The following is a 13318-nucleotide window of genomic DNA, read 5'->3' on the forward strand; positions in this document are numbered from 1 at the left end:
AAGGGCAGCGTGCGCCCGATTTTGCGAGAGGAACCGATCAGTCCTTGCGGAAGATGATGCTGGCGCCCCAGCCCGTCACGACCGCCAGGAGAACGCAGAGTGCGCCATAGGCAAGCGGCGTCTGATGCGCCGCATCGGTGATCGCCTGTTCCATGCCGGTCTTGACGACACGCAGCTTCAATTCGCGCTGGGCGATGAATTTGCCGCTCTTGAAGAGATAGGCGCGGGCGGTGTGCACCCCGTTCGGCACGTTGGCAGGCAGGCGCAGCGTCGCCCAGAACAGGCCGGTACGTTCCAGCCGCACCCCGGTCGTGTCGTTGCGATAGATCCCGCTCGAAAGCTTGAGCCGACGATAGGCCTCCTGGAAATCGAAGACATTGTCGGGCACGCCGGAGAAAACGGCACTTTTGAGCGACAGATGGTCGACGCCGAGCCCCATGGCGCGCAACGTTCCGGGCGAGGCGACGTCGTTGATATTGCGCGTGCTGGCCATGGAGTAGGATTCCGGCAGCGGCGTGAAGGTAATGGCACTGGTATTGATCCAGATGCCTGCCACACGCTGCTTCTTGCGCACGGTCATATAGTCGCTCGGCCCTTCCAGCGTCACGACGATATCATACTGCCCGATGGCCAGCAGCAGCTGGTCGGTATTGTTGAGCGCGCCGAAGAGGGTGAAGTCCGCACCGCGAAAATCGGATGCGATGGGTATTTCGGTCGTCGATGCACCGATTTCGATATTTTCCTGCAGCGGCCGCTGTTGCGGCCCGGGCGGCAGGGCAAGCGGCGGCGTCTGCGCCGAGGCCGTTTCGCCAAAGGCAAGGAAGGGCAACAGAAGAATAGCGGCGAGCAGCGGGCGGAAGGTCAATAGCCGAGCCCCCCCACGGCCACCGAAAACAGGTCTTCCGGCCGCACCACCAGCGAGACGGCAAGGCGAAGCGCGACGGCAAGGACGAGAAGGGCAAGCAGCGCGCGCAGCTGTTCACCGCGCAGTTTCTGGCCCACGCGCACGCCATATTGCGCGCCGATGACGCCAGCCACCATCAGGATGAAGGCAAGCACCACATCGACGGAATAGTTGGTCGCGGCCTGAACGACGGTCGTATAGGCGGTCACGAAGATGATCTGGAACAGCGAGGTGCCGACAACCACGCTGGTGGGGATGCGCAGCAGATAGATCATCGCCGGCACCATGATGAAGCCGCCGCCCACACCCATGATCGAGGTAAGGATGCCGATGCCGAAGCCAAGCGCAACGATGGGAATGATGCTGAGATAGATTTTCGATTTCTTGAACCGCATTTTCAGCGGCAGGCGATGAACCCAGTTGTGATGGCCCGGCCGACGCAGCGTCACGGTTTCATTGCGAGCGGCGCGGCGAAGCGCCGAAATGCTTTCCTTCAGCATCAGCGTGCCGACGGTGCCGAGCAGGATGACGTAAAGCAGCGAAACGATGAGATCGAGCTGGCCGATGCTGCGTAGGAAGGAGAATATCCACACGCCGACCGTGGCGCCCACGAGACCGCCCACGAGCAGCACGGTGCCGAGCTTTATATCAAGCGTTCCACGCCGGAAATGCGTGATCGAGCCTGAAACGGAGGAGGCAACCACCTGGTTTGCGCCGGTCGCGACGGCGACCACGGGCGGAATATTGTAGAAGATCAGCAGCGGGGTGATCAGAAAGCCGCCGCCCACGCCGAACATGCCGGACAGAAAACCGACGGCCGCGCCCATGCCGAGAATGATGAAAATATTCACCGACAGTTCTGCGATCGGCAGATAGACAGTCACGGCTCGGACCTCGGGCAAATGGTTCCGGGCGACAGGGCCTGTCCGGGTGAGGGGGCCGCGCCGCGATTTACACTTTCTGTCTGAAAAGACCGGGCATGCCCGGCCTTCATCCGTCATGCCCGCGAGGGCCTGACCTGTCAACATTCAACGGTAAATACGTTGATAATTAGGAAAGATAGCGGCTGTGTGTCGGCAAGGGGCCACATTACCGCGCCGGGTGCGGCGAAAGCGGCCAAGGCGGCCGCTTCAGCGGTTCTTCAAGGCTTATTTGTTGCGGGCGAGCAGCGCGGTCACCAAGTCGTTGGTGATACGCCCGTCCGGCGTCTGGCCCACGGATTTCTGGAAGTCCCTGATGGCCGTCACCGTGTTCTTGCCAAGCTTGCCATCCGGCTGGCCGGCATCGAAACCGTTCTTGTTCAGGATCGCCTGAATGTTGCGGATCGCCTTTTCCATGTCCACGGAGGCGGTCTTCACGCCCTCTTTGCCGGCCCATTCCTCAGGCGGGTTGACGCTGTTGGCGTCGTCCGAGAGCGGCTTCACCTTCCAAGCATCGACCTTGGCCTTGGCGCTCTGCAGCTGCTGCGGGCTCATCGCGCCTGCAACCTCGTCGCGCTTCTGGGCGGCATCAGCATCGCCATCCTTGGCGGCAATGGCGAACCACTTGTAGGATTCCTCGATATCCTGCTTCACGCCGCTGCCACGGGCGTAGAGAATGGCGAGGTTGAACTGGCTGTCACGAACGCCGAGTTCGGACGCCTTGATGAACCATTGTGCAGAGGTGGCGAAATCCGGCTGGCCGGCCGCGTCTGAGGCGAGCAGGACTGCGAGATTGTGCATGGCGCCGGCATTACCCTGTTCGGCAGCCAGCGTGTAATAGCGCTTCGCTTCGACAAGATTGCGCTCGACGCCATTCGCCTTCTCGTAAAGATTGGCGAGACGATATTGCGCGGGGGCAAGGCCACGATCGGCCGCCATCTTGTACCACTTTGCTGCTTCCGCACGGTCGGCGGTTACGCCGCGGCCGTCGGTGTAGCGTGCCGCAATCTCGAACAGCGCCTGCGTGTCGCCCTTGGCGGCCGCTTCGGCAAGCGATGCGGGCTCGATGCCGGCCGGAACCACAATGGTGTCCTGCGCAGGAATAGTCGTGGTGGCGACCTCAGTCGGTTTCGGTCCTTCGTTCTGCGCGACGGTGTCGGACTTTGCGGGGTCCACGGCGGGAACATCGGCAACCGGCGGCTCGTCCGGCAACGGCGCGCCGCCGATGGTGCGATTGTCAATGATGTTCTGCGCCGGTGCGGCGTTTTCGATGCTGTCTGCCGAGGCAGCCTGTTCCGGATCGATGGCAAGACCGGAGGGAATGGTCACGGCCTTATCGTCGGTTTCGGGAAGCGCGGAGACCGGGCCCTGGTCCGTCTTCTGCTCTATGACCGGTGCCGGCGCTTCAGCGCCGCCGATCAGCGTCTTGACGAGCGGCATGGCCATCATCGCCAGAAGAATGGCGCCGATGCCGAGCAGCAGCGGCCGACGATAACGCGAAAGTGCCGACGTGTCGGCCTTGCGGCTCTTCTTGCCGGTATCCAGCTTCTCCGGCGATGTCTCCATGGCGGCGGCCTGGGCGGCGCGGCGGGCGGCGGCGATGAAATCCGTCCGTCCTTCCGCATCCGCGGCCTTGCCGGCGCCTGCGACCTGGCTGGCACGCACACGTTCGAGGATTTTCTTGATATCGGGCGCACCCGAGCCCGGTTCCAGAAGTTCATTCTCCTGGCCAGCAGGCAGAACGTCGATCGGATCGAGCGACGGGGCGGGCTCAACCTGCGTGCGGGCGGAGGAGGCCGATACGGGTTCTTCCTTGGCCTTTGCGGGCTTCGCCGTGCTTGTCTTGAAACGCTTCGTCAGGCCGGCGAGCAGGCTCTTCCGTTCCGCTTTTGCGGGCTTGGCGGCAGCCGGCGGTACGATCGCGGTCGCATCGTTTTCGCTGACATCATCGAGAATGGCCTGCTCTTCGGCGATATAGCCGTCTGCCGGGAAAACGGCGGCCGGCATGGCCGCGTCTTCGCGGCTGGCGGCAACCATGTGCTGCGCGACGTTACGGGGAGCGTCTTGGCGATAGGCGGGCGCGCTGTCGAGATTGTCCAGACGGCCGGCAATCTGCACCAGCGTCTCGTGCAGCGCCTCGAAGGTGCGGTGCGTGCGCTCTTCGGTGTTGCGGCTCAAGGCTTCGAGACTGCGCAGATCGGTGGCGAGATCGGTCAGCATCGTCATGTCGGCGAGGTTTGCGCCGGCCGAGAGATTGTTGCGGGTATAGGCGTCGAGAACGGCCTCGGCTGCCTGCCGCGCCGCTTCGATGATATATTCGTCGTTCGACGCCATGTAGTCTTCGATCGCCGCCATGCGGACGTCGAGTTCCGGAGATATGCCGGCCGCCTGCACCTGCACCGGCTGGCTGATCAGCGTCGACAGATGGGCGATCTGGTTTTCGAGGCTTGCCAGAGCGCGGCTATCGGCAGGAGCGGCATGGGCGGTCTCGTCCAGGCGGGCGGCGATCGTGCCGAGCCGTTCTTCCAGACGGGAAAAAGCGCTGTCGCTGAGACCCGAAGCCGGTTGCGGCTGGCTGTAGCGATAATCGAGATCTTCTATCCGCCGGGAGAGCAGGTCGAGCCGTTCGGCGAGGCCGTCATTGATAGCGCCGTGATCCAGCGCATCGATCTTGCGGGAGATATCGCTGAGGAAAGATGTCAGTTCCGCCTGCTGCGTGGGGCGCTGCGACCGTTCCAGCAGCAAGGAAAGCTGGTCCAGCCGGTCATGCAGTTGCGCGGCGTCGCGCGCGGTGCTCAGCTCATCGATCTTGCCGGAGAGCGCTTCGAGGCGGGCGGTAAGGTCGGGCGCCGGTTCCGGCTTGATGGCGGCGAGGCGGTTGATGTCGCCGAGCTGTTCGGCAAGGCCGTTCAGCCGGGTTTCCAGCCGCTGCGCCAGCGCGTTGTCCGTGGCCTGAGCGTTGGCGCGGGTGCCGGTTGCGGCAATGGCGCGGCTAATTTCGTCCAGCCGCTGGTCGAGACCGGAAAACTGTTCGGTAAAGGCGGCCTCGTTGGGCTGCATGTGCTTGCCAAGCTGCTCCACGGCGCTGGCAATGGTGATGAGCTTTTCCTCAAGCACGCGCACGGCGGGATTGTTGCTCATACCGCCAAGTTGCGTCTTGATGTCATCGAGACGATAGGCGAGTGAAACGATCTCATCCTGCAGCGAGGCCGCATCGAAACCGCGCAGCGTGTCCTCCACATTGTTCCAGCGGCTTTCGATCCGGTGCACGCTGTCTTCGCGCGCAAGCTGGTCGATCGTCAGGCGCAGGTCTTCGAATTCGTTACGCAACCCGTAGGCGTCAGGAGATGCCAGATTGCCGAGCTGGTCGATGCTGCCGGCAAGACGTGCGATGTCGTCGCGCAGATCGCCGATGAATTGCTGGTCTTCCGCCACCGCGCGAATATTGCGGATTTCGGCACGCAGCCCCTGCGCTTCGCGGGCAACGCCCTCGGCAATATCGTGTTTCAGCTCATGGCGAAGGTTGACCAGCGCCTGCGCGATCTCCTGCAGGGCTGCATCATTGCGCTGCTGTTCCTGATAGGGCGGAATGGCGCGGGCACGCGGCGCGGGAGCGGCCGTTTGCTGCGTGTCCCTTGAACCATATTCCGGTGCGAGCGGCCGGGTAATCGTCCGTTCCGGGCGGGCAACGGGTTCCTGCGGACGCTGGAAGCTCGCTTCGAGAAGACGCTGGCGCTGCCGGATTTCGTTGACGGGATCGAGCTGCGGCGGTGTGACGGCGGCGCGGGGCTCGCGCGGCGCAGCATAGGCCTCGTTTTTCGGTTCCGGCTGAGAGCTCGCAGCGCGCGGCTCACGCGGAAACTTCTGGCTCATCAGCCCTTCAATACGGGCTTCAAGGCCTTCAATGGTGCGATTGAGCGCATCAAGAGACGATCTGTCGCTTGGCTGTTGGGTTTTCGATCGCAATCCGTTCATCTTTTCGCTCGCTTCGCTTCCGCCCGCCGTGCCCGGTTTTCTGTCGCGACGTTGCCTGTCTCGACAGGCTGTCGCCGCAACATGTCGCAATTCCAGAGCCGGTATTTGCCCCCTTGGAGGAAAATGCGCCGCTGAACGAAGCAGTTACCTCTTGTCGGAGAATTCACGAAACGTGGTAAAGAAGTGGTTAACTATGGTTGGAATTTTTTAACTTTTACGGCTGAGGGCGCGCTTACGTCGGGCAAGGTGTCAGTGGGGGCCAAAAGGGAGGGCGATATTCAGCGGAAATTTGTTTGACGTTTACGCGCACGTCAAATATTGTCATGCCAATCAGCCGGATTGGCTCCGGCGCCCACGATGCGGAGGAACATCGGTAATGCCTGTTTACAAGGCCCCAGTCAAAGACACGCTTTTTATCCTGAACGACGTTCTTGGCCTCGAGCGGTACAACAACCTGCCCGGCTTCGAGGATGCAACCCCCGACATGATCGAAGCGATCACCGGCGAAGCCGCAAAGCTTGCAGAGGAACGGCTTTTCCCGCTCAACCTTTCCGGTGACCAGCAGGGCTGCAAGCGCGCCGATGATGGTTCGGTTTCCGTGCCTGACGGTTTCAAGGCTGCCTATGACGCCTATTGCGAAGGCGGCTGGATCGGCCTTGCCGTGCCTTCCGAATTTGGCGGGCAGGGGCTTCCCTATACGTTGCATGCGGCGATCGGCGAATATATGTCGTCCGCCAACCTGTCGCTGATGATGTATCCCGGCCTGACGCAGGGCGCGATTGCTGCCGTTCTCGTGCATGGCACACAGGAACAGAAGGAAACCTATCTGCCGAAGATGGTGGAAGGCACATGGTCCGGCACCATGAACCTCACCGAACCCCATTGCGGCACCGATCTCGGCCTGCTGCGCACCAAGGCTGTGCCGCAGGGCGACGGCAGCTATAAAATATCCGGCCAAAAGATCTTCATCTCTGCCGGCGAACATTCCATGACTGATAATATCGTCCATCTGGTGATTGCCCGCATCGAAGGCGCGCCTGAAGGCACCAAGGGCATTTCGCTGTTCATCGTGCCGAAGTTCCTGGTGAAGGAAGACGGTACGCTTGGTGAGCGCAACGGTGTTACCTGTGGCGCGATTGAGCACAAGATGGGCATTCACGGCAACGCCACCTGCGTTATGAACTATGACGATGCGACGGGTTATCTCCTGGGCGCGGAGAACAAGGGCCTTTCGGCCATGTTCGTGATGATGAACGAGGCCCGCCTCGGCGTTGGCCTGCAAGGTCTTTCGGTCGGCGAGATCGCCTATCAGAACGCCGTCGAATATGCGCGCGATCGTATTCAGGGCCGCTCGCTGTCCGGTGCCAAATTCCCCGACAAGAAGGCCGATCCGATTATCGTGCACCCCGACATCCGCCGCACGCTGATGACCATCAAGGCCTATAACGAGGCTGGCCGCGCCTTCCTGCTGTGGACCGCTCTGCAATCCGATATCGCCCACCGCGCGGCTGACGAGAAACAGCGCCAGGCGGCGGATGATCTGCTCGGCCTCGTCACGCCGATCCTGAAAGGCGTGTTGACCGACAAGGGCTTCGACCACGCCGTGATGGCGCAGCAGGTCTTCGGCGGCCATGGCTACATCGAAGAACACGGTATGAGCCAATATGTCCGCGATGCGCGTATCACCATGATCTATGAAGGCGCGAACGGCATTCAGGCGCTCGATCTCGTCGGCCGCAAGCTCGGCATGAATGGCGGCCGCGCTGTCATGGCGCTGTTCAAGGAAATCGGCGATTTCTGCGAGGAAAACCGCGCTGATGAAAAGCTCAGCCTTTACACAAAGGGCCTGAAGAAGGGCTTGAACGACCTGCAGGCCGCAACCATGTGGTTCATGCAGAATGCCATGGCCAAGCCCGACAATGCCGGTGCCGGTTCGACCGACTACATGCATCTCTTCGGCATCGTGGTGCTGGGTTACATGCAGGCGCTCATGGCGAAAGCTGCGAGCGAAGCCCTTGCGGCAGGCAGCACTTCGGATGAGGATTTCCTCAAGACCAAGCTTGTCACGGCGAAGTTTTACATGGAGCGCATCATGCCGGAAACGGCGCTGCGCAAGGCCCGCATCGAAACCGGCGCGGACACCATGATGGAACTGGCTGCGGAAGCGTTCTGAGACATCTGGCGCTTACGAGCGCCACAGGGAGAGAGTTTATGACCGACGTTTACATTTACGACCATGTCCGCACTCCGCGCGGACGCGGCAAGAAGGATGGCAGCCTGCATGAGGTGCCTTCCGTTCGCCTGGCCGCCAAAACGCTGGAAGCCATCCGCGATCGTAACGGGCTCGACACCTCTGCTGTCGATGACATCATCATGGGCTGCGTCGATCCCGTCATGGATGCCGGTGCGGTGATCCCGAAGGCTGCCGCCTTCGAGGCCGGTTACTCCAACAGGGCCCCGGGCATGCAGATCTCGCGCTTCTGCGCCTCGGGTCTCGACGCCATCAATTTCGCGGCCGGCAAGGTCAAGGCGGGCTCGGACGATATCGTCATTGCCGGTGGCGTGGAAAGCATGTCGCGCGTCGGCATGGGCATGTCGGGCGGCGCTTGGTACATGGATCCCTCGGTGAACTTCCCCGCCTTCTTCATGCCGCAGGGCGTTTCGGCTGATCTCATCGCCACCAAATATGGTTTCTCGCGTGACGACGTCGACGCCTATGCTGTCGAAAGCCAGAAGCGTGCGGCGCATGCCTGGGAAAACGGCTATTTCAACAAGTCCGTGATTCCGGTGAAGGACCAGAACGGGCTGACGATCCTCGACCGCGACGAGCATATGCGCCCCGGCACGGACATGCAGGCGTTGGCTTCGCTCAACCCTTCCTTCCAGATGCCGGGCGAAATGGGCGGTTTCGAAGCCGTTGGCATCATGGCGCATCCGGAAGTGGAGCGTATCAACTACGTGCACCATGCGGGCAACTCGTCCGGCATCGTCGATGGCGCTGCCGCCGTGCTGGTCGGCTCCAAGGCGGGCGGCGAGGCGATGGGCGTGAAACCGCGTGCCCGCATCAAGGCTTTCGCCAATATCGGCTCCGACCCGGCGCTGATGCTGACCGGCCCGGTGGATGTGACCGAGAAGCTTCTGAAAAAGACCGGCATGTCGATTGCCGATATCGATCTTTTCGAACTCAACGAAGCCTTCGCCGCCGTGGTCCTGCGTTACATGCAGGCTTTCGACATCAGCCACGACCGGATGAACGTCAATGGCGGCGCCATCGCCATGGGCCATCCGCTGGGTGCCACCGGGGCGATGATCCTCGGCACGGTACTGGATGAGCTGGAGCGGCGCGATCTGAACACCGCGCTCGTCACGCTCTGCATCGGCGCGGGCATGGGCACGGCGACGGTTATCGAGCGCGTTTGAATTTGCGGAGGGCAACCCAACCTCCTCATCCCTGTGCTTGTCACAGGGATCCAGCAGCGTCGCGTCTGCGGCGCGAAAGAGTCTTCTAGCCCAAAGACTTGGGCTGACTGGATTCCTGTGACGAGCACAGGAATGAGGGATCGGGAAGCCCGACGAAACGAAATTCAGGGAAGAGGAATCCCAAATGAGCACTTATACCAATTTCACCATCGAGACGGACGCAGACGGCATTGCCCTCGTCACCTGGGACATGCCGGAAAAATCCATGAACGTCTTCACGGCAGAGGTTCTTGAGGAACTGAACGCCATTGTCGATGCCACCGTTGCCGATGGCGCGGTTAAGGGTGTCGTCTTCACTTCGGGCAAAAGCAGCTTTTCCGGCGGTGCCGATCTGTCGATGCTGAAGTCCATGTTCGCCCTTTATAATGACGAAAAGGCGAAAAGCCCCGACGCTGCCGCGGCGAAGCTGTTCGAACTCGTCGGTCGCATGACGGGCCTGTTCCGCAAGATCGAGACCAATGGCAAGCCGTGGGTCTCGGCCATCAACGGCACCTGCATGGGTGGCGCATTTGAGCTTTCGCTTGCCTGCCATGGCCGCGTGGCCTCCAGTGCCAAGAGCCTCAAGATCGCACTGCCGGAAGTCAAGGTCGGCATCTTCCCCGGTGCCGGCGGTACCCAACGCGTATCGCGCCTGACCGACGCGCAATCGGCGTTGCAGATGATGACGACAGGGCAATCCCTGACCGGCGCGCGCGCCAAGGCCATGGGGCTGGTGCACCAGGTGGTCGAGCCGGATCAACTGGTCGCAACCGCAAAGCAGATGATCAAGGACGGCCTGAAGCCGGTGGCACCCTGGGATGAGAAGGGCTTCAAGGCCCCCGGCGGCGGCATCTGGACGCCGGCCGCAGCCCAGCTCTGGCCTGCCGCTCCCGCCATCCTGCGCCGCGAAAGCGCCGGCAACTACCCGGCTGCACTTGCCATCCTGAAATGTGTTTATGAAGGCCTGCAATTGCCCTTCGACACGGCGTTGAAGGTGGAGCAGCGTTATTTCACCGAAATCCTTCGCTCGAAGGAAGCCTTCGGCATGATCCGCTCGCTGTTCATTTCCATGCAGGAACTGAACAAGGGTGCGCGCCGCCCGGCAGGCCAGCCGAAGACGGAGTTCAAGAAGGTCGGCGTCGTCGGCGCGGGCTTCATGGGCGCTGCCGTGGCTTACGTCACCGCCGCAGCCGGCATTCCCGTGACGCTGGTGGATCGTGACCAGGACGCGGCCGACAAGGGCAAGGGCCATTGCGAGGAGAGTGTGAAGGCCGCCATCGGCAAGGGCAGGCTGACGCAGGAAGAGGGTAAGGCCCTGCTCGACCTCGTTACCCCGACATCCGATTACGCCACACTCGCCGATGCCGATCTCGTCATCGAAGCCGTCTTCGAGGATCGTGACGTGAAGAAGGCCGTCATCGAGGCCGTGGAAGCCGTGTTGCCCGAAGGTGCGATCTTTGCCTCCAACACCTCCACTTTGCCAATCACGGGCCTCGCGAAGAACTCGAAGCGCCCGGCGGATTTCATCGGCATCCATTTCTTCTCGCCGGTCGAGAAGATGATGCTGACGGAAGTGATCCTCGGCAAGGAAACCGGTGACAAGGCGCTGGCCGTCGCGCTGGATTACGTGGCGAAGATCAGGAAAACGCCGATCGTGGTCAACGATACGCGCGGTTTCTTCGTCAATCGCTGCGTGCTGCGCTATATGGCGGAAAGCTACGACATGCTGATCGAAGGCGTGCCCGCCGCCATGATCGAAAATGCCGCGAAATTTGCCGGCATGCCGGTCGGTCCACTGGCGCTGAATGACGAGGTGGCGATCGATCTTTCCTACAAGATCCTGAAAGCCACTGTCGCCGATCTCGGCGAAAAGGCCGTCGATCCGCGTCATATGGAACTGGTGAAGAAGCTGGTGGAAGGCGACGGCCGCTTTGGCCGCAAGAACGCCAAGGGCTTTTACGACTACCCGCCAAAGCCCGCCAAGAAATCCCTCTGGCCCGGCCTGAAGGACCTCTATCCGCAGCAGAAGCCTGAAGACGTGGATATGGATGTGCTGAAACAGCGCTTCCTCGTCACCGTGGCGCTCGAAGCCGCCCGCACGGTGGAAGAAGGCATCGTCACCGATCCGCGTGAGGCGGATGTCGGCTCCATCCTCGGTTTCGGCTTCGCGCCCTATACCGGCGGTGCGCTGTCCTACATCGACGGCATGGGCGTGAAGAATTTCGTCGCTCTGGCCGAGAAGCTCAGCGAAGCCTATGGCCCGCGCTTCCAGCCGACGCCGCTCCTGAAGGACATGGCGGCCAAGGGCGAGACCTTCTACGGTCGCTTCGACCCCTATGCCAGCGCCGCGAAGGCGGCATAAGGCACCAAGCCAGATCATCGAACAGGCCCTTCGGGGCCTGTTTTATTATGTGGATGCCATCGCTTTTCGTGCATCCTTTGCCGGGCTGAGGCGTTGAAAAGCGTGACCGGGCAAAACGCCCGCTGCCACACAATCAGTACGCCTCAGGAGACAGCGATGAAAGCACCACTGCGATCCCACGGTTTCGACAAGCCCTCGGACCTCGATGACCATCTGGCCGAACTGGACGAAGAGGCTGAGGCGATAGCTGCGGAAGCAAAGACGGAAAAAACCGCGGTCAAGAGGACGCGTGCTTCCCATGCCATCGATCCGTCGCTGCGCGCCGAACTGGAGGAGCTTCGCAAACAGCTCGACAAGATCCGCCGCGACGTCAAACGGCTGGAGGCCGCGCAGTATCCCCGCCACAGGCCCGCACAGCTGCACCATGAGCGTGACCGCGAGAATTCCCGCCTGATGACGGTGGTGCGCTCCGTCGCCGTCACCTCGCTCGCCAGCCGCATCTTTGCGTCTTCGCCCGTCATGGCGGCGCTGGTGGCCGTGGTGCCGTTCGCGCTTGGCCTTGCCGCCCGGCGCAGCGAAGGGTCATAGCCGCCGCCGGCGACGGCAGCCTCCGTTCAATCGGAGCAGCCTTGCGGGATCCCTGCGGCGACCGGATGTGTCAGCTCCGGCTGATGCCCGAGGGTGGAGTCCCTTGCAATCCGGCTTTCGCCGGGCGCGCATTTCAGCCATCCACAGGCGCCGTGAAAAAACTGTCAAAAAACTTCGCGATGGCGCTTGCCATGTCCGAACAAGATGTTATAACCCCGCTCACTTTCGGGGCACCAAAACAGCCCTGACCGCCAAAAGCGGAGGTTCTTCAAGGACCTGAAGTGCCCGGATAGCTCAGTTGGTAGAGCAGCGGATTGAAAATCCGCGTGTCGGTGGTTCAAATCCGCCTCCGGGCACCATTTCTTTCAAGTTACCTTCTTGATGAATTCGTCGCTTGGTTTCTGTGCCGCTATTAGCGGTGCGCAAATTCTGATCAGCCGTCGTCTCTTCCATATGCTTTTGACGGTGACGATATGCTAAGCCTGTTTGCCTTATCTGAGGAGAACAAGCCGGAATTGGATTGCGTCGCTAATCCAACTCTTCTACCGCACGACATCATGTATTTTGATGGCTTTCTCTCTTCAGAGGACGAGGCCTTCGTTGCGGACAGATTGGATGCTGGCGAGTGGAGCACGGAGCTGAAGCGTCGTGTGCAGCATTTCGGTTATCGTTATGACTATAAAGTGCGCGCTGTTACGCCAGATGCCTATCTCGGGCCTTTGCCGCCCTGGCTGGGCTTGTTCGCCGAACGATTAGTGGCGGATGGCTACTGCCGGACAGTGCCGGATCAAGTTATTGCGAACGAGTATCTTCTGGGGCAGGGGATCAGCGCGCATGTCGATTGTGTCCCCTGTTTTGACGATACGATCGTATCGATAAGCCTTTTATCCGCATGCGAGATGGTTTTCCGCGATTTGCGCGGACCGGGCATACGCAGCGTTCTGCATCCTCGTTCAGGCGTACTGCTCAGGGGCTCCAGCCGCTACGATTGGACTCATGAAATCCCGGCTCGCAAATCAGATATTGTTAACGGGGTAAAGACCGCCCGAAGCAGAAGGATTTCCCTCACGTTCCGCAAGGTCCTGGGTTTGAAACGGCCCTGATCAGGGC

At 61.3% G+C, this 13318-nt stretch carries 8 protein-coding genes and 1 tRNA gene; 6 read left to right on the forward strand and 3 right to left on the reverse strand.

Translation table 11 applies throughout. The annotated features are described in order from the left end of the window. Positions 1–37: 37 nt before the first annotated feature. The 3 genes from ATU_RS02450 to podJ form a co-directional block, all read right to left on the reverse strand. Positions 38–865, reverse strand: a complete 828-nt coding sequence (locus ATU_RS02450; protein WP_035256216.1) for a TIGR02186 family protein — start codon at positions 863–865, stop codon at positions 38–40. Further along, positions 862–1788, reverse strand: coding sequence for a sulfite exporter TauE/SafE family protein (locus ATU_RS02455; protein ID WP_006313297.1), 927 nt, complete (start codon positions 1786–1788; stop codon positions 862–864). The genes ATU_RS02450 and ATU_RS02455 overlap by 4 nt, the downstream gene beginning before the upstream one ends. 264 nt (positions 1789–2052) lie before the next feature. After that, positions 2053–5799: a cell division protein PodJ gene (gene podJ / locus ATU_RS02460; protein WP_010970938.1), complete on the reverse strand. Its 3747-nt coding sequence runs from the start codon at positions 5797–5799 to the stop codon at positions 2053–2055. A 376-nt stretch (positions 5800–6175) separates the two neighbouring features. On the opposite strand from podJ, the gene ATU_RS02465 reads away from it, so the two are divergent. From ATU_RS02465 to ATU_RS02490, 6 genes are all read left to right on the forward strand, one after another. Further along, positions 6176–7972 (forward strand): acyl-CoA dehydrogenase C-terminal domain-containing protein, encoded by a 1797-nt coding sequence (locus ATU_RS02465; RefSeq protein ID WP_010970940.1) that lies wholly within the window; start codon positions 6176–6178, stop codon positions 7970–7972. Positions 7973–8010: 38 nt separating this feature from the next. Next, positions 8011–9219 carry an acetyl-CoA C-acetyltransferase gene (locus ATU_RS02470; RefSeq protein WP_010970941.1) on the forward strand — a complete coding sequence of 403 codons (1209 nt, stop codon included), beginning with the start codon at positions 8011–8013 and terminating at the stop codon, positions 9217–9219. Between the two features lie 184 nt (positions 9220–9403). Further along, positions 9404–11620, forward strand: a complete 2217-nt coding sequence (locus ATU_RS02475; RefSeq protein WP_010970942.1) for a 3-hydroxyacyl-CoA dehydrogenase NAD-binding domain-containing protein — start codon at positions 9404–9406, stop codon at positions 11618–11620. Between the two features lie 156 nt (positions 11621–11776). Beyond that, the gene (locus tag ATU_RS02480; protein ID WP_010970943.1) at positions 11777–12208 is read left to right on the forward strand and encodes a BAR domain-containing protein; all 432 of its coding nucleotides are present in this window, start codon (positions 11777–11779) and stop codon (positions 12206–12208) included. Positions 12209–12491: 283 nt separating this feature from the next. Further along, positions 12492–12567: transfer RNA gene (locus ATU_RS02485), tRNA-Phe, on the forward strand. 114 nt (positions 12568–12681) lie between these two features. Further along, positions 12682–13311 (forward strand): alpha-ketoglutarate-dependent dioxygenase AlkB, encoded by a 630-nt coding sequence (locus tag ATU_RS02490; protein ID WP_162180293.1) that lies wholly within the window; start codon positions 12682–12684, stop codon positions 13309–13311. Positions 13312–13318: the final 7 nt, after the last annotated feature.

The sequence above is a fragment of the Agrobacterium fabrum str. C58 genome, assembly GCF_000092025.1.
GTDB lineage: Bacteria > Pseudomonadota > Alphaproteobacteria > Rhizobiales > Rhizobiaceae > Agrobacterium > Agrobacterium fabrum.

Excerpts from the sequence above, each read along its gene's own strand:
- podJ (WP_010970938.1), bottom strand. The coding sequence starts at position 5,799 with ATGAACGGATTGCGATCGAAAACCCAACAGCCAAGCGACAGATCGTCT.
- ATU_RS02465 (WP_010970940.1), top strand. The coding sequence starts at position 6,176 with ATGCCTGTTTACAAGGCCCCAGTCAAAGACACGCTTTTTATCCTGAAC.
- ATU_RS02470 (WP_010970941.1), top strand. The coding sequence starts at position 8,011 with ATGACCGACGTTTACATTTACGACCATGTCCGCACTCCGCGCGGACGC.
- ATU_RS02475 (WP_010970942.1), top strand. The coding sequence starts at position 9,404 with ATGAGCACTTATACCAATTTCACCATCGAGACGGACGCAGACGGCATT.
- ATU_RS02480 (WP_010970943.1), top strand. The coding sequence starts at position 11,777 with ATGAAAGCACCACTGCGATCCCACGGTTTCGACAAGCCCTCGGACCTC.
- ATU_RS02490 (WP_162180293.1), top strand. The coding sequence starts at position 12,682 with ATGCTAAGCCTGTTTGCCTTATCTGAGGAGAACAAGCCGGAATTGGAT.